The following is a 19,200-nucleotide window of genomic DNA, read 5'->3' as shown; positions in this document are numbered from 1 at the left end:
GCTAACTTGATCGCTAATATCTGCTTGCTACCGCGCTGCGACAAACGACAATTTGTACCCCTTCGCATGAAATAACGTCATGCATCCTGCTGCCAAATGACTGCCAGATTGCCCTCCCTGAACGGATTGCGGGCCTTTGAGGCCGCCGCGCGCCATCTCAGCTTCACGCTGGCCGCGTCCGAGCTGAACGTGACCCAGACCGCGATCAGCCATCAGATCCGGCGGCTCGAGGAGGAACTCGGCATCCGCCTGTTCGTCCGGCAGAACCGCGCGCTGGCGCTGACGCCGGAAGCGCGCGACTATTTGCCGGGCGTCCGCGCCGCCTTCAATGACCTCCGCCTTGCGACCGACCGGCTGCTGCGCAAGGACGACGACAAGGTGCTGACCGTCTCGACGCTGGCATCGCTCGCCGCGAAATGGCTGCTGCCGCGGCTGACCGATTTCCAGGACCAGCACCCCGGCATCGACGTCCGCATCACCACCTCGACCAGCCTCGTCGATTTCCAGCGCGACAATGTCGATGCCGCGATTCGCTATGGCCGCGGTCAATGGCCGGGACTGCGCGCCGACTGGCTGATGGCGGACGAGCTGTTTCCGGTGTGCAGTCCGTCGCTGCTGCGCGGCGACAAGCCGCTGCGCCAGCCTGAGGATCTCAAAGGCTATCCGCTGCTGCACACCTCCAATGCCAACAGCGATGACTGGCGGCTGTGGCTGACGGCGGCCGGCCTTCCGGGCGACATCGCCAGGCAGCCCGGCATCACCTTCGACATGATCTTCATGACCATCCAGGCCGCAATCGACGGCATCGGCGTGGCGATGGGCCGGACCTCCTACGTTCAGGACGACATCGCCAAGGGCCGGCTCGTGGTGCCCTTCAAGATCGCGCTGCCGGCCGATGCGGGCTTCTACCTGGTCGCGCCGGAAGGTCGACGCGAGCCGCCGAAGCTCGCCGCGTTCCGCGAGTGGATGATCGCTGCAACGCAGAATAAAGTCTGAAAAATCATCAGCTTCCGCGGTGAAATCGATTGACTCGCCGCGCCCCGCGCGAGAGGGGTAGGACAGATTGTCGCAGCAGGCAATCTGCTGCCTTGCCGTGAAATGAGTTCCGGCCCGGCCGCGCCTTCCAGGGGAGTAGTAACGTCATGGCTGGACCAGCAACCAATCCGCCCGAGATCAAGTCGCGCATCGGCGCGATCCTGCGCGCCACCTCCGGCAATTTTCTCGAGCAGTTCGATTTCTTCCTGTTCGGCTTCTATGCCGCCGCGATCGGCAAGGCGTTCTTCCCCTCCACCAACGAGACGGCGTCGCTGCTCAACACTTTTGGCGTGTTCTGGCTCGGCGCCTTGATGCGCCCCGTCGGCGCCATCGTGCTCGGCGCTTACATCGACCGCATCGGCCGCCGCCAGGGTCTGATCGTCACGCTCGGCATCATGGCCATCGGCACCGTCGTGATCGCGTTCTGCCCGAGCTATGCGACCATCGGCATCGCGGCGCCCGTCATCGTGCTGATCGGCCGCCTGCTGCAGGGCTTCTCCGCCGGCGTCGAGCTCGGCGGCGTCTCGGTGTATCTCGCGGAAATCTCCACGCCCGGCAATCGCGGCTTCTACACCTCGTTCCAGTCGTCGAGCCAGCAGGTCGCGATCTTCGTGGCCTCGATCCTGGGCTTCATCCTGTCCGAGGTGATGCCGGCCGACACCGTTGCCGCCTGGGGCTGGCGCATTCCCTTCTTCGTCGGCTGCCTGATCATTCCCTTGATCTTCTTCCTGCGGCGGACGCTCGAGGAGACACCGGCCTTCCTCGCCATGAAGAAGCATCCGACCGCGAGCGAGGTGTTCGCCTCCGCGTTCGCCAATTGGCGCATCGTCATCCTCGGCATGATGATCGCGGTCCTGACCACGACGACGTTCTACTTCGTCACCGTGTACACGCCGACCTTCGGCAAGACGGTGCTGAAGCTCTCGACGCAGGACGCACTGCTCGTGACGCTGCTCGTCGCCGTGACCAACTTCTTCTGGAATCCGGTCGGCGGCGCGCTGTCCGACCGCATCGGCCGCAAGCCGGTGCTGATCGGCATCGCCACATTGGCGCTGTTCACCGCCTACCCGGCGCTGTCCTGGCTGGTGGCCGCGCCGACATTCGGCAAGCTGCTCGCCGTCGAGATGATGTTCTCGTTCTATTTCGGCATGTACAGCGGCACCATGCTCGGTGCGCTGGTCGAGATCGTGCCCGCGCATGTGCGGACCACCTGCTTCTCGCTCGCCTTCGCGCTCGCCGCCGCGCTGTTCGGCACGTTCACGCCGTTCGCCTCGACCTTGCTGATCGACTACACCGGCAACAAGGCCGCACCCGGTCTCTGGCTGATGTTCGCGGCGGCGCTCGGCATCATCGCCGCGCTCGTCGTGTATCGCGGCGGCGGCAAGGCGGTGCCGACATATGATCCGGTGGCGGAGCCGGTCGCGGGACATTAGGACGGCTGTCATTCCGGGGCGCCTCGAAGAGGCGAGCCCGGAATCCATTTCTCCCAGCATTCCTGTCGCACGATGGATTCCGGGTTCAGCCCTGCGGGCTGCCCCGGAATGACAGTGCGGCTAGAGCTCCACCACCACGTAGTCGCTCTCGACCTTCACGGGAATCGTCTCGGCGACATAGGGCCCCTTCACAACGCTCGCACCCGGCTCGACATGCGCCGGATAGGCCTTCACGCGGAAGCGGCGGGGGTCGCAATAGGACTGGCCGGTGCGGATGTCGAACTCCCAACCGTGCCAGGGGCAGCGGATGATCTCGCCGAGCTTGGTGTATTCGATCTCGCCGGGATCCTTTGATTGCGCGAGCCCGATCAGCGGGCCCTCGCACAGCGCCGCGCCCTGATGCGGGCAGCGGTTCATCAGGCCGAAATACTCGCCCTTGATGTTGAAGACCGCGATCGGCCGTCCGTCGATCTCCAGAAATTTTCGCGTGCCCGGCGGAAGCTCATCCACCGCCGCAATCACGTGCCGCGCCATGCTTATGTCTTCCGCATGATCTGATCGGAAAACCGCTTCACACTTTTCCGGATCATGCGGCTATCCCATAGAGCTTGCGCGCATTGCTGAGATAGAACGCTTCGCGGTTAGCGTCGCTGACGCCCGCCGGCAGCACGCGCGACGGATCGTCGTAGTCCCAATGCGGATAGTCGGTTGCGAACAGCAGACGGTCCCAGCCGATCCATTTGATGACGTCGAACAGGTCCTCGCGCCGCTCCGGGTCCTCCATCGGCTGCGTGGTCCACCACACCTGCTCGCGGATATATTCCGAGGGCGCACGCTTCACATGCGGCACTTCGCTGCGCAGCCGGTGCCAGACCTTGTCGAGCCGCCAGGCGAGCGACGGAGCCCAGCCGAAGCCGGCCTCGATCATCACCATCTTCAGCTTCGGAAAGCGCTCGAACACGCCTTCCAAGACAAGGCTCGCCAACGCCGATTGCTGACACTGCGAGTGGCCCACCATCTCCTCGATGTAATAGGAAGGCCAGCCGGACGGCGTGATCGGATTGCCGCCGAAGCCGAAAGCGTGCACGCCGACCGGAAGTCCAGCCTCTTCCGCGGCCTGATAGATCGGCCAGTAGCGGCGCTGGCCGAGCGGCTCGACGTTGCGGCTGAGCAGCAGGACCTGCACGAAATTCTTGTCGCCGGCGCGCTCGCGGATTTCGGCGGCGGCCGACAGGCCGTCCTCATTGCCGACGACAATGGACGCCTTCAGACGCTTGTCCTTGCTGGTCCATTTGTCGATCTGCCAGTCGTTGATCGCCGAGCACAGCGCCGCCGAGAGCTCGTGATTGCGGATGCCCTGCCCGGTATTGAGCGGATTGAGCACCCCGAGTTCCACGTTGTTGGGATCGAGCAGCTGCTTCTGCATGAAGGACAACGAAGAGCCCTGCGGTCCGCCTTCCGGCGGATAGGCGTCGCGGCGCGATGCGTTGGGCTGGGCCTTCGGATAGGGCGGGCCTTCCATCATGCCCTGATAGGCATGGACGCCGTAGACTTCGAGATGGTGCTGCCAGCGTTTGGCCAGATAAGGATAAAGCTCGGTGCGGGTGGCGCGTGCCGGATGGATGTCGCAGTCCGCGATTGCGGTTTTGACGGTCAGTGGGGAAGCGGCTTCGGTGCTCTCGCGGAATTGGACATTCATCGCCTTGCCTCCTTTGGCAGCGGGCTAAGTCAGGCGGGGATAGGTCGCATGCGGATTTTCGATCATGATCTTGCGCACGAGATCGGGGGTGAGGCCCTCGGGCAGCGCGTCCTGGCCGTCGAACTGCCAGTGCGGATAGTCCGTGGAGAATAGAACCAATTCGTCGGACTGCATATGATCAAACAGGCGAATTAATGTCTCGGGTTCCGGCGGCGCATCAAATGGCTGTAAAGAGAACCGGATGTTGCTGCGCACAATGTCGAGCGGCGCGCGATCGACCCATGGCGTCTCCATTCGCACCCCGCGCCAGAACTTGTGCAGGCGCCAGAGGAAAGGGGCGATCCAGGAGACGCCGGATTCGAGCATCACCATTTTCATCCGCGGATATTTGGCGAACACGCCCTCGACGATCAGGCTGGTGAGCTGGGTCTGGAACGCCTGAGCCTGACCGACATAATCCTCGATGTGATAGGAACCCCAGCCCACAGCAGTCGGCGGATTGTGATAGGCGGAACCGGCGTGAATCCCGACGGGCAGCTGGAGCCGTTCCGCCGCCTCGTAGATCGGCCACAGCACGCGCTTGCCCAGCGGCGTGTCGCCCATGACCAGCATCAGCACCTGCACGAAGCGGCGGTCCTGTGCGCAGCGCTCGATCTCGGCGACGGCTTTCTCGACACTTTGCGTGGGGATCACGATCGAACCACGCAGCCGTGAATCGCGATCGAGCCATTCCTTCACCAGCCACTCGTTCAACGCGCGGCAGAAGGCGGCCTGCAAATCTTCCGAAAACACCATCTGCACGCCGTAGAGTGGATTGCAGATGGCGTGCGTGAGCTGGAAGGGATCGAGCAGATGGCGCTGCATGTCATCCAGGCTTGCGCCGGGCTTGCCCGTTTCCGGCCGCCAATCGGGACGCGCCACGATCGGCGAATTCTGCGGGTAGGATTGCGAGACAAGGTCGACCATGCCGCGCGTCGTCACCTGATCGCGCCAATAGTCGTTCAGGTAAGGCAGCAGGCTGGTCAGATGCGGCACGGCCGGATGGACGTCGCAATCCACCCCGCCGGCGATCAGGGACGCCATCACGTCTCCTTCACGTTTCCTCGTCACGTTTTGTCTTGTCCACCATTCAAGCAGGCCTGCCCGTCGCCCGCAACTCGGCCAAGGCCGCTGTCATATGCTAGGAAGGCACAGCTCCGTTGCGAGGACTGAGAGGTTAAAGGGATGAAAGAGCTCGTCGGCATTGCGGAACAGGTCGCGGCCCGGCTAATCGCGCGCAAACAGACCATTGCAGTGGCTGAATCCTCGACCGGCGGCCTGATCTCGGCCAGCCTGCTCGCGGTGCCCGGCGCCTCCGCCTATTTCCTCGGCGGCACCGTGGTCTACACCCGCGATGCCAGGCGCGTGCTGATGGATATTTCGGACGAAGGAATGAAGGGCTTTCGCTCCTCGTCGGAGCCTTATGCAAAGCTGCTGGCCGAACAGATGCGCAGCCGCTTCGGCTGCGACTGGGGCCTGTCCGAAACCGGCGCCGCCGGCCCCACCGGCAACCGCTACGGCGACGCCGCCGGGCACAGTTGCATGGCGGTTTCCGGACCTGCGGCGGAGGTGATCACGCTGGAGACGGGCAACAACGACCGGTTTGCGAACATGCAAACGTTCGCGGCGACGGCGCTGAAGTTGTTGCTGCGGAATCTGGAGCGCTGAACGGCCTCACATGGGAACCGCACACGCTTCCGATTTCTTGCCGGGCCGGCCGTCGTGCCGGCGCATGAGCGAGCGCGTCACCGCCCAGGCTCGATAGGACCAATGATGCGACTTCCTGCATTCGTCTTCGCTATCCTGCTCGTCCTTGGGATAACAACGGCGCAAGCCGCCGGGGTCAGAAACTTCGACATTCCTGCCGGTCCGGCGGCACCGGCAATCCGATTGCTGGTCTGGACTCCGTGCGCAGAGCCACCTCGCGAGATGGATGCGCGTGGCGCCACCTTCTTCGCCGTGCCCGCATGTCCGGTCACCGGAGAAAAGCTTCCACTCATCGTGATGTCGCACGGCCGTCGAGGATGGTTCGGCGGTCACCATGACACGGCCGCGGCTTTGGCCGACGCCGGGTTCGTCGTGGCGGCGCTCAATCATCCCGGCGACACCTGGCGTGACACCAGCCGCACCGACAGTCTTTCGGTTCTCGTCGAGCGCCCCACGGATATGAGCCGGCTCATCGACTATATGCTGGACGGGTGGCCGGACGCATCCCGCATCGATCCTCAGCGCATCGGGCTCTACGGGTTTTCGTTTGGCGGCTACACCGGCCTTGCCGTCATCGGCGGCAAGCCCGATCTGCGCAAGGGATTGCCGAATTGCGAGACCTCCAGCCTGAAGGCGTGCAAACAACTCGAAAGCGGCGAGCTTCCTGATCAGCCGACGACCCATGATTCGCGCGTCAAGGCCGCGGTCATCATCGATCCCTATCCGGTGTTCGTCTTCCCTGAGGAGAATCTGAAAGGAATAACAGTGCCGATTCAATTGTGGAGTTCTGACCCCGCGCAGAATGCCGATGGTCTATCCGGATGCTGTGCGGCAGCCATCAATGAAAGGCTTCCGATCAAGCCGGACTACCATTTCGTGGACAATGCCCGGCATTTTTCCTTCCTCGCGACCTGCACCCCAAAGGACGCCCGGGAGGCCCCCGCCGTCTGCACTGATGCGCCGGATTTCGATCGCGTCGATTTCCACCGACGGCTTCACGCAGATGTCGTTGCGTTCTTTCGCAAGCATTTCGCCGAAAGCGCCAAGCCGTGACGCGGCCCTCGGCCCGGCGCCGTGCCGGCCTAAGAGCAGGACAAGCCGTTGCCGGGCTCGCGGCATAGCTTCGCGCGAACCTCGACGATATCGATGTTGTAGTTCCTGGCTCTCCGCATGCGCGAGGCGTAAGCAGAGTCGGCCCTGTCTGCTGAAAGCAGATTGAGCTGCTTCTTGGTCGCCGCGCTGCACATCAGACCGGGGTTACCGTCGAGATATCTCGACTGGGCACCAAGCTCCTGTCGGGTGAGCTCCGCGAATGGCCCCAGACGCAATTGCGTTTCGATCGCCGCGAGCTCCGCATCGCTCGGTTCTGCCCGGGCTACACCCTTCATCTTGCGTTCGAAGCCGTTTGCGATCGCTGCCCGATGTGCCGACCCAAGATCCGCCAACTCTTGCGCTGCGTCCGCAAACTCACCGGGCTGGGAACCAGCCAGAAGGTAGGACTTGCATGCCAATGGGTCGCTCGCGAGCTTCAGAAGGGCCGCCAGCTCCGCCCGGTCCACGGCATTGATGTGCTCGTCGTCGGCATAGGCTTCCATCTCGGTGGCCAGGATCAAGTTGAGCGCACCGCTGGCGGCGGACCATCCGCCTTCATTGAACGCCGCCTCAGTCTCCCGAAGGAATATCTGCCTGAGACCGGGATCGCTGTGGGCGATCGATGCGGCCAACGGATAACGCGCTATGTTCTGATCGAAATCGCGCGCAAACGCGCTCGGCCCGGAGAGGCTCGCATATGCCAGGTTTCCGGCCATCAGGGCGACGACGACGAGCAGCAGGACTGATCTTCTGGTCATGTGAGAGTTTTGGTGGGGGTTACCGCGAGTGATCATCTCACGCCGGGTCACCGCCATCCATTGCAACTACAGGCTGCCCTTAATGAATCCTTTCGCAGCCATGGCGAGTTGCGCGCATGCCCTGCTATCTTGCCAGATGCCGCATGAAGATCCGCACCACATATCCCTGGACCCGCGGCGCCTCGTCATAGATATCCGACGCGAGCCGCTCGATGGTCTCACGCAGGGATAGGAACTGCGCCTGGCGCGCGCTGCTCTCGGTGCCCTGCATGCCCGCGAGCTCGTCCATCGCGGCATCGCTGATCTGGCAATGCACGACCTCATCCTCACGCATCATCGTGAAGCGGAAGGCCAACCGTTCGAGGTCGTGGCCGATGATCCTGTCGCGCGACAGCGGCATCCAATTGTCCCGTTCGCGCCCCCGAACGGGACAATGCTGAAAATCTGACGCTTTGTCACCATCCGCGCCAAGAGGCATCGCTGTCATGCGATGTTCATCAACAGCGAGCTTCCGTCGGTCGGCCCGGCTCCAACGTCAGTAGGCGAGCGCCGTGCCGGTCGGCTTGTCGAGTGCCGCGGCCAGCGATCGATACTCCTCACAATCCGTCCCGCAGATGGCAGCAATCCGGCCGAGATGATAGAGCGCCTGCTCGCGGTTGCCCCGCTCGAGCTGCCACAATCCGTAATACTGCCACGTCAATACGTGGTTCGGATCTGCCTTCAACGCGCGCTCGTACCAGACCTGCGACTGCTCGTAGTCGCCAAGCTTGCGGTAGGAGTAGCCGATGAGGTTGGCGACGCTCGGATGGTCGTCATGGCCGAGCGATTTCAATTGCGCGATCGCAGCCGCATAGTCGTTGCGCTCGTAGATGGTGTCATAGGCGACGCGGTAGCCGGCCGCGAATGCGGGATCGCCGATGCTGGACTGGTTGTTCGGCTTCTTGCCTTTCTGGGTTGCCTTGGTGCCCGGGCGCTTCGGATAGGTTGGCTGCGGCCTCTGATCCGAATAGGCGCCGGCATAGGGATCGGTGGAGCCGTTACCGCCGCCTCCCCCGCCTCCGCCCGCGGCAAACACCGGCGAGCCCAGCAGCGCCGCCGCAAATGTACCCAGCGTGACGAGCGTGATCATCTTCGCGAACATCTCCGTCTCCTGTGCTGTTCAAGCGGCCCCTGACAACGTGATAACCCTGCCTTGGCAGCGATATTCCGGGGCGCTGCGCTCACGGAGACGTCAACGTTCGTACGGCAGTTCTGTTGTCCTTACTGGAACGCGACTTCGGCGAAGCTGCGGAGCTTTCGCGAATGCAGCCGTTCCGATTCCTGCTGCTTGAGCCGCTCCAGCGCCTTCAGGCCGATCTCGAGATGCTGGCCGACGCGGCGGCGGTAGAATTCGCTGGCCATGCCCGCGAGCTTGATCTCGCCATGCAGTGGCTTGTCGGAGACGCACAGCAGCGTGCCGTAGGGAACACGGAAGCGGTAGCCGTTGGCGGCGATCGCGGCCGATTCCATGTCGAGCGCGACCGCGCGCGACTGCGACATGCGGCGGATCACCTCGGGCCCCGAGATCTCCCAGTTGCGGTTGTCGACGCTCGCGACGGTGCCCGTGCGCATCAGGCGCTTCAGCTCGAAACCCTCGAGCCCTGTGACGTCCTCGACCGCCTGTTCGAGCGCGACCTGCATCTCGGCCAGTGCCGGGATCGGCACCCAGAGCGGCAGCTCGCGGTCGAGCACGTGGTCCTCGCGCACATAGCCGTGGGCGAGCACGTAGTCGCCGAGCCGTTGCGTGTTGCGCAGGCCTGCGCAATGGCCGAGCATCAGCCAGGCATGCGGGCGCAGCACCGCGACGTGGTCGGTGACGTTGCGCGCGTTCGACGGGCCGGTGCCGATATTGATCAGGGTGATACCGCGATAGCCAGGCGCGACCAGATGGAAGGCCGGCATCTGCGGCGCACGGGCAGGCGCCACCCCGCTCGCTGCGCCGCCGCTGCCCGTGATCACATTGCCGGGCGCGACGAAGGCTTCGAGGCCGGCCTCGCCGGACTGCAGCCGCTGCTGGCAGAGCTGCGCGAAGGCATCGACATAGAACTGGTAGTTGGTGAAGATCACGAAATTCTGGAAATGCTCCGGATCGGTGCCGGTGTAGTGATAGAGCCGCCGCAACGAATAATCGACACGGGCAGCCCGGAACAGGGACAGCGGCTCGGGCGCGCCCGCTTGAAGCTCGAAAGTGCCGTCGGCGATCGCATCGTCCATGGTGGCGAGATCAGGCACGTCGAACGCGTCGCGCAGCGATCGCGTCACAAGGGAATTCTCGCTGGTGGTGATGGCGGCTTCGATGTTGATGTCGCGGCGATAGGCGAAGTGGATCGGGATCGGCTCGGCGGATTCACCGATCTCGACGGGAACGCCGTGGTTCTGGATCAACAATCCGATCTGCTCGGTGAGATAGGCGCGGAATAGATCCGGCCGCGTGACGCTGGTCTCGTGCACGCCGGGGCCGGCGACGAAGCCGTAGGCGAGACGCGAGTCCAGCCGCGCATACGTCGCCGTGGTGACGCGGACGAAGGGATAGTAAGCCCGCACCCGCGTCGTGACCGCTTCGCCGCCGACATAGGCCTCGAACCGGTCGCGCAGGAATTTCGTGTTGCGCTCGTAGATCTCTTCGAGGCGGGCGACGGCCGCAGAAACGTCGGAAAAGGCTTTGGTGGCGATGGAGGGTGGGGATTGCATGGTTCGACCGCCGGGTTGCTGGGCTTGAGTCGAAGTATAGCAAAGAACGATGGCAATCGTCAGCGAAGGGCGGTTTGTGGACCACACGCTCCGCCGTCATGCCCCGGCTTGACCGGGGCATCCAGTACGCCGCGGCGTCCCGGTTCAATCACAGCCGCCTCTGGAATACTGGATCGCCCGGTCAGGCCGGGCGATGACAGCGAATGTGCGGCGCGCTCCGGCATGACGCGCTTTCGCGCGTCACTTCTCGCGGAAGGCCCGCATCAGCTGGTCGTGCAGCGGCTTCATCAGATAGGACAGCATGGTGCGGTCGCCGGTCTGGACGAAGGCTTCCGCCGGCATGCCCGGGATCAGCTTGGAGTCGCCGAGCTTGGCGACCTCTTCCGGGGACATCGACACGCGGATGGTATAGTAGCTCTGGCCGGTGCGCTGGTCGGTGGTGACGTCGGGCGAAACGCGGCTGACGACGCCGTTGAGCTCGGGCGTGGTGCGCTGGTTGAACGCGGACAGCCGCAGCAACGTCTTCTGGCCGATCTGGAGCTTGTCGATATCGACCGGATTGACCTTGGCCTCGACCTGGAGATCGTCCGCCTGCGGCACGATCAGCATCAGCGCGTCGCCGGCAGTGACGACGCCACCGACGGTATGCACCGTCGATTGCAGCACCATGCCGTCCTGCGGCGCCCGGATGTCGACACGGCGGAGCTGGTCTTCGGCGGCGACCTTGCGCTCGATCATTTCACCGATCTTGTCGTTGGTCTCGCGCAGATCCTTGGAGACCTCGCTCACCATGTCCTTGTCGACCTGGATGATCTGGAGCTCGGTCTCGGTGATCTTGCCCTTGGCCTGCGCGCGCGAGGCGATGTATTGCGCGCGCTCGCCGTTGAGGCGGGCGCTGTCGCGTTCGAGCGTCGTCAGGCGGGAGATCTGCACCAGGTGCTTCTCATAGAGATCGCGGACACCGACCAGCTCCTGCTGCACCAGGACGATCTCCCTGTCCTTGGCCTTTTCCTGCGCTGAGAGTCCTTCGATCTCCTCGTTGAGCTGCTGGACACGCTCGCGGAGCTGCGCCTTCTGCCCGGCGCGGCCATTGACGCGGACGTCGAACAGCTTGGTTTCGGCGGCGATCAGGTTCTTGACGTCGGGATCGCTGCCGCGATCGAGCAGCGATTGCGGAAACTCGATCTTGTCGACACCGCGCTGCTCGGCCTGGAGCCGCGCCGTGCGCGCCAGCGCGGCGTCGAGATTCTTGGTGACGATGGCGAGGTTCGCCTTGGTGACGGTGTCGTCGAGCCGCACCACGATATCGCCGGCCTTGACCACGTCGCCGTCGCGGGCGCGCAGCTCGCCGACCACGCCGCCGGTCGGATGCTGCACTTTCTTGACGTTGGATTCGACTACAACCTGGCCCGGCGCGATCAGGGCCCCCGAGATCTGCACCGTCGAGGCCCAGCCGCCGAGGCCGATGACGAGGGCCAGCACGATGGCCAGCCCGAGCATCAGGTGAAACCTGATGGAATCCCGCACGCTCCTCTTCGCGGCGGGCTTTCCGCCGCCGATAGCCATCGTGCTCATGACTTGGGCACTCCGCCTTCGCTGACGATCTTGATCGGTGCCGGCGGCGTCACGCGCGGCTGGAGCACCTGGGCAAGCACCTGTTCCTTCGGCCCGAAGGCCTGCATGCGGCCGTCGCGCAGCACCAGGATCTGGTCGACCGCCTCGACGCCGATGGGACGGTGCGCCACCACGATGACGATGGCGCCGCGCTCGCGCGCCGCGCGGATGGCGCGGGTCAGCGCCTCGTCGCCTTCGGTGTCGAGATTGGAATTGGGCTCGTCGAGCACGATCAGGAACGGGTTGCCGTAGAGCGCACGCGCCAGCGCCACGCGCTGCGCCTGGCCCGCGGAGAGCGCAGTGCCCTGCTCGCCGACCTGCGTGTTGTAGCCCTCGCGCATCTTGATGATCATCTCGTGCACGCCGGCTTCTTTCGCCGCGGAGATGATGCCGTCAGAGGTGGCCTCGGGATCAAAACGGCTGATGTTCTGCGCGATGGTGCCGCCGAACAATTCGACGTCCTGCGGCAGATAGCCGATGTGGCGGCCGAGCATGTCGGAGGCCCACTGGTCGAGCGCAGCGCCGTCGAGCCGCACCTTGCCACGGACCGGATGCCAGACGCCGACCAGCGCGCGGATCAGCGACGATTTGCCGGAGCCGCTCGGCCCGATTACGCCGAGGCCGTTGCCGGCGGTGAGCGCGAAGGTGACGTCCTGAACGATGAGGCGCTGATCGCCCGGCGGCACCATGGCGATGCCCTCGACCGACAGACGACTGGTGGGCGCCTGCAACTGGGTCGGCATCGTCTGCGGCGGCATCTGCTCCAGCAGGCGCGTGAGGCGCTGCCAGCTCTGACGTGCCGCGACAAAGGATTTCCAGTGCGCGATGGCGAGATCGACCGGCGCGAGCGCGCGGGCGGAGAGGATCGAACCGGCGATGATGATGCCTGCGGTCGCCTCCTGGTGGATGACGAGATAGGCGCCGACCGCGAGCACGGCCGATTGCAGCATCATGCGCAGCACTTTTGCGACCGCGCCGAGACCGCCGGCCACGTCGCTCGCACGCTGGTTGCCGTCGAGGTATTTTTCGTTGGCCTCGCTCCAGCGTTGGTTCATCCGGCCGGTCATGCCCATCGACACCATGACTTCGGCGTTGCGTCGGCTGGAGGCGGCGAGATCGTTGCGCTGGGCGGCAAGGCCCATCGCCTCCTTCGCCGGCTGGCGGGACAGGAACTCGGTGACCAGCGTCAGCCCGACCAGGATGATGGCGCCGACCAAGGCGGTCAGGCCGATCATGACGTGGAAGGCGAAGCAGATGGCGAGATAGAGCGGCAGCCAGGGCAGGTCGAAGAACGCGCTCGGGCCCATGCCGCCGAGGAAGGAGCGGACATTGTCGAGGTCGCGCAGCGGCTGCAGGCCCTCATTGCGGCTGCCGACCAGGAGCGGCAGGCGCACGACGGTGTCGAACACGCGCTTGTTGAGGGCTTCATCGAGCGCCGTGCCGACCCGCCCCAGGATCCGGTTTCGGATCATGTCGAGCACGCCCTGCGCCATATAAAGGAAGCCGGCGAGGATGATCAGGCCGACGAGAGTCGGAACGCTGCGGCTCGGCAGAACCCGGTCGTAGACCTCCAGCATGAAGATCGACCCGGTCAGATAGAGCAGGTTGATCATGCAGCTCATCAAGCCGACGCCGATGAACGCCGTGCGACAAGCACGCAGGGCGTCACCGAGCTCTGAACGGCGGACGCCAGGTACGGCTGCCATCAGTCTGATCTCTTTCAGATGAGGGGCCAGAGCCCCCGATTTCACAGGCGGTTCAGGGGTACTCGACCTGGATTAACATCGTATTCCCCTGCAACCAGCGCAGCCGATTTAATCCAGAACCCTGATGGGCACATCAACCCCTGACGGCCTCGCACGCAAGTCCGGTATTTCACAGTCTTTGCGGCTTTTTATAGCAGACATCGCGGCCTCTCCCCAGCGGGGGAGAGGCGAAAGTTCTGACCCACTGAGCCAATGTGACGCTAGAACCGGCCGCCGCCGCGCACCAGCCGCACCACCAGGAGCAGGATGATGGCGCCGATGGCGGAATAGATGATCTCGGACACGAGGCCGGTGCCGAGGCGGATGCCCAGTTTTGGAAACAAGAGGCTCGCCACCAGCGCGCCGGCGATGCCGATCACGATGTCGCCAATGATGCCGAACCCGGCGCCCCGCACGATCTTTCCCGCCAGCCAGCCGGCGATCAAGCCGACAAACAGGATGACGAGCAGGCCTTCGTTGGAAATGTACATAAGTGAGGTCCCTCTCCTAGGAATGCCCGGCATGGAACGGGAACCGGGATGAACGGGGTCTGAATGCTGTTCCCCGCGCCCCGGTTGCGGCTGCGGAAACAAAAAAGTCGAAAACAACCCCATACACAGTAGGGGTGCAGTTGGCCGGTGGCGCGAGGTGAACTGTGACAAGTCGGTGTTGTCGTAGAGGGATTCTGAAGAAGTGCGCGATTTGAAGTGAGGGACGCGCCGCTCTCTCATTCGCCCCCCTTGCGGGGGAGGGAGCGCAGTTGTGCTCCTGGAGATAGCTGCGCTTGATCTCTTACGTGCTCGACAGCGCCGTCACCGGCTCCGCCAGCACGCACCTCGCCGCTCGGCCCGGTCCGACCTCCACATTCGCAGGCAATTGCTCCAGACACCGCGGCTGGGTCACCGCGCAACGGGGGGCGAAGGAGCAGTTGTTCGGCTTTTCGGCCAGCGAGGGCGGGGTGCCGGGGATGGTCTCCAGCCGCGCGCCGCGCTTGGCGCCGTGGATGGTGGAGGCGAGCAGGCCCTTGGCATAGGGGTGCACCGGCGTACGGACGATGTCGCGGAGCGTCCCCTGCTCCACGATCTGGCCGGCATACATCACCGCGACGCGGTCGCAGATCTCGATCGCAACACCGATGTCGTGGGTGACGAAGATGACGGACATGCCGAACTCGCGCTGAAGCTCGCGCAGCAGCAGCAGGATCTGGATCTGCACGGTGGCATCGAGCGCGGTGGTCGGCTCATCCGCGAGCAAGATCTTCGGGCGGCAGGCGAGCGCAAGCGCAATCATCGCGCGCTGGCGCATGCCGCCGGACATCTCGTGCGGATAGGCATCGAGCCGGCGCTTTGCGGAGGGAATGCGCACGACCTCGAGCATTTCGAGCGCCCTCGCCCGCCCTTCGGCAAAGCTCTTGCCTTCGTGGCGCACGACGCTTTCGGCGATCTGCGCGCCGATGGTGTAGACCGGATCGAGCGCGAGCGCGGGCTCCTGAAAGATCATCGAGACGGTCTGACCGCGGAACGACGACAGCTCCTCGTCGTTCATGGCGAGCACGTCGCGGCCCATCACGTTGACCTTGCCCGAAATTTGCGTGCGCTTCTTCGGCAGCAGCCGCATCAGCGCACGCAGGGTCACGCTCTTGCCGGAACCGGACTCGCCGAGCAGGCCCAGCACCTCGCCGTCACCGAGCGAGAGACTGAGATCGTTCACGGCATAGACCGTGCGCTCCCCGGTGAAGCGGATGTTGAGGCCTGAGATGTCGACGAGCTTTGTCATGACGGCAGTTTGGGTACCCGGTCGTGGTAGTCGGTGACGCGCTGGAAGGCGGCGCCGATGGTGAGCAAGGTCGCTTCATCGAAGGAGCGGCCGATCAGCTGCATGCCGACCGGCAGGCCGCTTTTGGTGAAGCCGGAGGGAATGGTGAGCGACGGCAGGCCGAGAAAATTCACCGGGCGGGTGAACAGCGTCAGCCGCTGCACCATGGCCGGCGCGTTCGGACCGCCGCCGACGTCGCTCTCCTCGATCGTCGGTGCCGGCACCGGCGATGCCGGCGCGATGATCGCGTCAACACCGGCGGTGGCCGCATTGTGCGCGGCGAGTGCGGGGCCGCGCCAGCGCATGGCCTCCAGATAGGTGATGGCGGGAACGGCAAGACCGTTCTGAAGCCGCATCAGGACCTGCGGACCGTAGTCCTGCGGACGCTCGATCATCCAGCGCTTGTGAAAGGCGGCCGCTTCGGCCGCGAGCACGAGCTGGCTTGCCGAAGACAATTGCCGCTGGTCCGGCAGCTCGACTGTGACGATGTCGGCACCCTCGCGCTTGAGCACCGCGATGGTCTCGTCCAGCACGCGCGCGACCTCGCTGTCGAGATCGTCGATATAGAAGGACGCGGGCACGCCGATCTTCAGGCCCTTGAGCGAACCCTTGGTGGCGCTGACATAGTCGGACAGCGGCTCGTGGCTGCAGGTGGAATCCGCAGGGTCCGCGCCAGCCATCAGCGCCAGCAGCAGCGCACAATCCTCGGCGGTGCGCGCGAGCGGGCCGACCGTGTCGAGCGATTGCGACAGCGGCATCGCGCCGGCGCGGCTGACGCGGCCGACGGTGGTCTTCAGCCCGGTGACGCCGCAGAAATGCGCGGGCATGCGGATCGAACCGCCGGTGTCCGAGCCGAGCGCCGCGAAAGTCAGGCGCGCCGCGACCGACGAGCCGGAGCCGGAGGACGAGCCGCCGGTGATGTGCGCGACGTTCCAGGGATTGCAGACCGGGCCGTAATGGGCGTTGTGGCCGGTCGGTCCATAGGCGAATTCGGCCAGATGCAGCGTGCCGAGGCGGACCTGCCCGGCGTCCTTCAGCCGCTGCAAGGCCGTCGACGTGACGGCCGGCACGAAATCGCGGCGGATCAGCGAGCCGCAGGTCGAGACGTGGCCTGCGTCGTAATACATGTCCTTGTGCGCGAGCGGCACGCCGTGCAGCGGACCGCGGACATTGCCCGTCGCAAGCTCGGCGTCGGCAGCCGCGGCAGCCTTCAACGCGGACTCGGCTTCAACCGACATGAAGGCGTTCAGATGCGGCTGCCACTGCGCGATGCGGTGCAGCAGCGCGCGCGTCACCTCATGCGAGGACACCTTCTTCATCGCGATCGCGCGCGCGACCTCGGTGAGCGTCATCAATGCAGGCTCTCGGCTCATTTCGACACCTTCTGCGTCTGCGCGATCGGATAGAGCGCGGGCTCGAGATCGAACGGCAGCGTGCCGGCGATGGCCGCAAAGCCTTCGAACGCCGGCCCGATGGAATTGGAGATACGCGTCGCGATCTCGTCATCAACAGGGACGCCGGCGATCTGCGCGATCGGCTTGATCTCTTTGGGTGTCGGTCTTGTCATGCTGTTTCCTCTGCGGGTGCGCGGCTATGGCCTGAACCCGGAATCGCCATGTAGCACGCGGCCTCGTGGCCTATTCTATCGACAGCAGTGAGCTTTGGTGCTGCATTTGCGCAGAGCGGCTCCGCAAACGCGCAACGGGTGTGAAAGCGGCAGCCCGGCGGCGGATCGATCGGATTGGGCGGGTCACCGGTGATCGGCGGCTTCTCGGTGCGACGATCCGGGTCCGACGAGGGCATCGCGGCAAGTAGCGCGCGCGTATAGGGATGCGCAGGGTCATCCCAGACCTGGTCGACCGGGCCGAGCTCGACGACCTCGCCGAGATACATCACCAGCACGCGATCGCTGATGTAGCGCACGACGTTGAGGTCGTGGCTGATGAAGAGATAGGTCAGGCCGAACTCGCGCTTGAGATCGGCGAGCAAATTCAGCACCTGTGCCTCGACGGACTTGTCGAGCGCCGAGACGGCTTCATCCAAAATCACCAGTCGCGGCGACAGCGCCAGCGCACGCGCGATGTTGACGCGCTGGCGCTGGCCGCCGGAGATCTCGTGCGGATATCGGTTGGCGAAGTTTTCCGGCCGCAGGCCGACTTTGCCGAGCAGCTCGCGGGCCAGCGCCCGGGCCGTTCCATCCGCCATGCCGTGCACTTTCGGGCCGAACGCGATCGATTCCTCGATCGTCAGGCGCGGATTGAGCGAGGCGTAGGAGTCCTGGAACACCATCTGCATGCCGCGGCGCAGCTCGCGCAACGACAGCGACTGGCCGACGGTCATGCCGTCATAGATAATGTCGCCGATATCGCGCGGCATCAGATGCATCAGCAGCCGCGCGGTGGTCGACTTGCCGCAGCCGGATTCGCCGACGATGCCGACGGTCTCGCCCTTCGCGACCGAGAAGGAGACATTGTCCACCGCGCGCACGGTGCGTTTCGCGGCGAACAGCCCGCCGCGAACAGGAAAATGCTTGGTCAGGCCGTTAACCTGGAGCAGTGGCTGCGCGACGCCGCCGACGTCCTCGACCGGCTCCAGCATTTCAACGGATGTGTTGCTCTCGCTCATGGCCTAGTTCCTGATGTCCATGGCGCTGCGCAGGCCATCCGAGAGCAGGTTGAAGCAGATCGAGACCGCGAAGATCATCGCGCCCGGCAATGCTGCGACCCAGGGATTGACGTAGATCGCGGTGCGGAGCGTGTTCAGCATCAGCCCCCATTCCGGCTCCGGCGGTTTTGTGCCGAGGCCGAGGAAGGAGAGACCTGCGGCCAAAATCATCGAGACCGAAATGAGACTGGTCGCATAGACGAAGATCGCGCCCAAGACGTTGCCGAGGATATGCACGCGCATGATGGTAAAGGGCCCCGCGCCTGACGCGCGCGCGGCTTCGACAAAGTCCATGTTGCGCACGCCGGTGGTAACGCTCTCGGCGACGCGGGTGATCTGCGGCACGAACACGACCGTCAGCGACACGATGGAATTGAGGATGCCGGCACCGAGCGCGCCGGAGATCGCGATCGCCAGCAGCACGGAGGGAAAGGCATAAAACACGTCGATCGTGCGCATGATCGCGGTGTTGAGCTTGCCGCCGACATAGCCGGCGACGAGGCCGAGCGAGGTGCCGATGCAGAAGGCGAGGATCACGGGCAAAATGCCGATGACCAGCGACAACCGCCCGCCATAGACCAGACGCGCCAGCATGTCGCGGCCGAGCTCGTCGGTGCCGAGCGGGTAGCCGACCGTACCGATGTGGCGTAGGCGGCGGATCATCGAGCCCTTGTAAGGATCTTCAAGTCCGAGCCACGGCGCGAGCACCGCGGACAGGAAGATCAGAAGCAGCACCAGCGCGCAGGCCATGCTGACCTTGTCGCGGGCGATGCGGCGGCCAACGGTCGCCCAATAGCCACGCGCCTTGGTCGCGGGCGCGGCCTGGAGCGCGGCATCGGCGGTGGCGGACAACGGAAGCTCGCTCATCG

19 protein-coding genes are annotated in these 19,200 nt (G+C 64.6%); 4 read left to right on the top strand and 15 right to left on the bottom strand.

The window, feature by feature from the left end; genetic code table 11:
* Positions 1–96 precede the first annotated feature (96 nt).
* Complete coding sequence (locus ACKWRH_RS04920; RefSeq protein ID WP_445219553.1) at positions 97–996, top strand: transcriptional regulator GcvA; 900 nt, start codon at positions 97–99, stop codon at positions 994–996.
* A gap of 146 nt (positions 997–1,142) precedes the next feature.
* Positions 1,143–2,468: an MFS transporter gene (locus ACKWRH_RS04915; protein WP_445219552.1), complete on the top strand. Its 1,326-nt coding sequence runs from the start codon at positions 1,143–1,145 to the stop codon at positions 2,466–2,468.
* 120 nt (positions 2,469–2,588) lie between these two features.
* On the opposite strand, the gene ACKWRH_RS04910 is transcribed toward ACKWRH_RS04915, so the two are convergent.
* From ACKWRH_RS04910 to ACKWRH_RS04900, 3 genes are read right to left on the bottom strand one after another with little or no spacing between them, the layout of a single operon-like run.
* Positions 2,589–3,002, bottom strand: a complete 414-nt coding sequence (locus tag ACKWRH_RS04910; RefSeq protein ID WP_028149261.1) for a Rieske (2Fe-2S) protein — start codon at positions 3,000–3,002, stop codon at positions 2,589–2,591.
* Positions 3,003–3,054: 52 nt separating this feature from the next.
* On the bottom strand, positions 3,055–4,167 hold the full coding sequence (locus ACKWRH_RS04905; RefSeq protein ID WP_445219551.1) for an amidohydrolase family protein: 1,113 nt from the start codon (positions 4,165–4,167) through the stop codon (positions 3,055–3,057).
* A 24-nt stretch (positions 4,168–4,191) separates the two neighbouring features.
* On the bottom strand, positions 4,192–5,250 hold the full coding sequence (locus ACKWRH_RS04900) for an amidohydrolase family protein (protein ID WP_445219550.1): 1,059 nt from the start codon (positions 5,248–5,250) through the stop codon (positions 4,192–4,194).
* Positions 5,251–5,391: 141 nt separating this feature from the next.
* On the opposite strand from ACKWRH_RS04900, the gene ACKWRH_RS04895 reads away from it, so the two are divergent.
* Together ACKWRH_RS04895 and ACKWRH_RS04890 are read left to right on the top strand one after the other, a co-directional pair.
* On the top strand, positions 5,392–5,874 hold the full coding sequence (locus ACKWRH_RS04895; protein WP_445219549.1) for a CinA family protein: 483 nt from the start codon (positions 5,392–5,394) through the stop codon (positions 5,872–5,874).
* 54 nt (positions 5,875–5,928) lie between these two features.
* Positions 5,929–6,966 (top strand): alpha/beta hydrolase family protein, encoded by a 1,038-nt coding sequence (locus ACKWRH_RS04890; protein ID WP_445219548.1) that lies wholly within the window; start codon positions 5,929–5,931, stop codon positions 6,964–6,966.
* Positions 6,967–6,995: 29 nt separating this feature from the next.
* Here ACKWRH_RS04890 and ACKWRH_RS04885 read toward each other — a convergent pair whose 3' ends face one another.
* From ACKWRH_RS04885 to ACKWRH_RS04830, 12 genes are all read right to left on the bottom strand, one after another.
* On the bottom strand, positions 6,996–7,820 hold the full coding sequence (locus ACKWRH_RS04885) for a hypothetical protein (RefSeq protein WP_445219547.1): 825 nt from the start codon (positions 7,818–7,820) through the stop codon (positions 6,996–6,998).
* A gap of 67 nt (positions 7,821–7,887) precedes the next feature.
* The gene (locus tag ACKWRH_RS04880) at positions 7,888–8,163 is read right to left on the bottom strand and encodes a DUF1488 family protein (protein ID WP_063980827.1); all 276 of its coding nucleotides are present in this window, start codon (positions 8,161–8,163) and stop codon (positions 7,888–7,890) included.
* Positions 8,164–8,298: 135 nt separating this feature from the next.
* On the bottom strand, positions 8,299–8,904 hold the full coding sequence (locus ACKWRH_RS04875; RefSeq protein ID WP_445219546.1) for a tetratricopeptide repeat protein: 606 nt from the start codon (positions 8,902–8,904) through the stop codon (positions 8,299–8,301).
* Between the two features lie 119 nt (positions 8,905–9,023).
* Positions 9,024–10,493 (bottom strand): AMP nucleosidase, encoded by a 1,470-nt coding sequence (locus tag ACKWRH_RS04870; RefSeq protein WP_445219545.1) that lies wholly within the window; start codon positions 10,491–10,493, stop codon positions 9,024–9,026.
* Between the two features lie 240 nt (positions 10,494–10,733).
* Entirely contained in the window at positions 10,734–12,068 is a 1,335-nt protein-coding gene (locus tag ACKWRH_RS04865) for an HlyD family type I secretion periplasmic adaptor subunit (RefSeq protein WP_445219544.1), read from the bottom strand.
* Complete coding sequence (locus ACKWRH_RS04860) at positions 12,065–13,813, bottom strand: type I secretion system permease/ATPase (RefSeq protein ID WP_445219543.1); 1,749 nt, start codon at positions 13,811–13,813, stop codon at positions 12,065–12,067. Before ACKWRH_RS04860 ends, ACKWRH_RS04865 begins: the two co-directional genes overlap by 4 nt.
* 260 nt (positions 13,814–14,073) lie before the next feature.
* Positions 14,074–14,343, bottom strand: coding sequence for a GlsB/YeaQ/YmgE family stress response membrane protein (locus ACKWRH_RS04855; protein ID WP_014498424.1), 270 nt, complete (start codon positions 14,341–14,343; stop codon positions 14,074–14,076).
* A 301-nt stretch (positions 14,344–14,644) separates the two neighbouring features.
* Positions 14,645–15,628, bottom strand: coding sequence for an ABC transporter ATP-binding protein (locus tag ACKWRH_RS04850; protein ID WP_445219542.1), 984 nt, complete (start codon positions 15,626–15,628; stop codon positions 14,645–14,647).
* Positions 15,625–17,040 (bottom strand): amidase, encoded by a 1,416-nt coding sequence (locus ACKWRH_RS04845; protein ID WP_445219541.1) that lies wholly within the window; start codon positions 17,038–17,040, stop codon positions 15,625–15,627. The genes ACKWRH_RS04850 and ACKWRH_RS04845 overlap by 4 nt, the downstream gene beginning before the upstream one ends.
* Complete coding sequence (locus ACKWRH_RS04840; protein WP_018321359.1) at positions 17,037–17,234, bottom strand: hypothetical protein; 198 nt, start codon at positions 17,232–17,234, stop codon at positions 17,037–17,039. The genes ACKWRH_RS04845 and ACKWRH_RS04840 overlap by 4 nt, the downstream gene beginning before the upstream one ends.
* A complete protein-coding gene (locus ACKWRH_RS04835; protein WP_445219540.1) occupies positions 17,231–18,292 on the bottom strand; it encodes an ABC transporter ATP-binding protein in 1,062 nt (353 codons plus the stop codon). Before ACKWRH_RS04835 ends, ACKWRH_RS04840 begins: the two co-directional genes overlap by 4 nt.
* Before the next feature lie 3 nt (positions 18,293–18,295).
* Complete coding sequence (locus tag ACKWRH_RS04830) at positions 18,296–19,198, bottom strand: ABC transporter permease (RefSeq protein ID WP_445219539.1); 903 nt, start codon at positions 19,196–19,198, stop codon at positions 18,296–18,298.
* Positions 19,199–19,200: the final 2 nt, after the last annotated feature.

It is taken from the genome of Bradyrhizobium sp. Pa8 (assembly GCF_052588265.1).
The sequence above is the reverse complement of the archived record's forward strand: the minus strand, read 5'-3'. Positions and strand labels throughout refer to the sequence as shown.

What these genes read in the sequence shown, in the direction of transcription:
- ACKWRH_RS04920 (WP_445219553.1), top strand. Translation starts at nt 97, where the DNA reads ATGACTGCCAGATTGCCCTCCCTGAACGGATTGCGGGCCTTTGAGGCC.
- ACKWRH_RS04915 (WP_445219552.1), top strand. Translation starts at nt 1,143, where the DNA reads ATGGCTGGACCAGCAACCAATCCGCCCGAGATCAAGTCGCGCATCGGC.
- ACKWRH_RS04910 (WP_028149261.1), bottom strand. Translation starts at nt 3,002, where the DNA reads ATGGCGCGGCACGTGATTGCGGCGGTGGATGAGCTTCCGCCGGGCACG.
- ACKWRH_RS04905 (WP_445219551.1), bottom strand. Translation starts at nt 4,167, where the DNA reads ATGAATGTCCAATTCCGCGAGAGCACCGAAGCCGCTTCCCCACTGACC.
- ACKWRH_RS04900 (WP_445219550.1), bottom strand. Translation starts at nt 5,250, where the DNA reads ATGGCGTCCCTGATCGCCGGCGGGGTGGATTGCGACGTCCATCCGGCC.
- ACKWRH_RS04895 (WP_445219549.1), top strand. Translation starts at nt 5,392, where the DNA reads ATGAAAGAGCTCGTCGGCATTGCGGAACAGGTCGCGGCCCGGCTAATC.
- ACKWRH_RS04885 (WP_445219547.1), bottom strand. Translation starts at nt 7,820, where the DNA reads ATGGCGGTGACCCGGCGTGAGATGATCACTCGCGGTAACCCCCACCAA.
- ACKWRH_RS04880 (WP_063980827.1), bottom strand. Translation starts at nt 8,163, where the DNA reads ATGCCGCTGTCGCGCGACAGGATCATCGGCCACGACCTCGAACGGTTG.
- ACKWRH_RS04875 (WP_445219546.1), bottom strand. Translation starts at nt 8,904, where the DNA reads ATGTTCGCGAAGATGATCACGCTCGTCACGCTGGGTACATTTGCGGCG.
- ACKWRH_RS04870 (WP_445219545.1), bottom strand. Translation starts at nt 10,493, where the DNA reads ATGCAATCCCCACCCTCCATCGCCACCAAAGCCTTTTCCGACGTTTCT.
- ACKWRH_RS04865 (WP_445219544.1), bottom strand. Translation starts at nt 12,068, where the DNA reads ATGAGCACGATGGCTATCGGCGGCGGAAAGCCCGCCGCGAAGAGGAGC.
- ACKWRH_RS04860 (WP_445219543.1), bottom strand. Translation starts at nt 13,813, where the DNA reads ATGGCAGCCGTACCTGGCGTCCGCCGTTCAGAGCTCGGTGACGCCCTG.
- ACKWRH_RS04855 (WP_014498424.1), bottom strand. Translation starts at nt 14,343, where the DNA reads ATGTACATTTCCAACGAAGGCCTGCTCGTCATCCTGTTTGTCGGCTTG.
- ACKWRH_RS04850 (WP_445219542.1), bottom strand. Translation starts at nt 15,628, where the DNA reads ATGACAAAGCTCGTCGACATCTCAGGCCTCAACATCCGCTTCACCGGG.
- ACKWRH_RS04845 (WP_445219541.1), bottom strand. Translation starts at nt 17,040, where the DNA reads ATGAGCCGAGAGCCTGCATTGATGACGCTCACCGAGGTCGCGCGCGCG.
- ACKWRH_RS04840 (WP_018321359.1), bottom strand. Translation starts at nt 17,234, where the DNA reads ATGACAAGACCGACACCCAAAGAGATCAAGCCGATCGCGCAGATCGCC.
- ACKWRH_RS04835 (WP_445219540.1), bottom strand. Translation starts at nt 18,292, where the DNA reads ATGAGCGAGAGCAACACATCCGTTGAAATGCTGGAGCCGGTCGAGGAC.
- ACKWRH_RS04830 (WP_445219539.1), bottom strand. Translation starts at nt 19,198, where the DNA reads ATGAGCGAGCTTCCGTTGTCCGCCACCGCCGATGCCGCGCTCCAGGCC.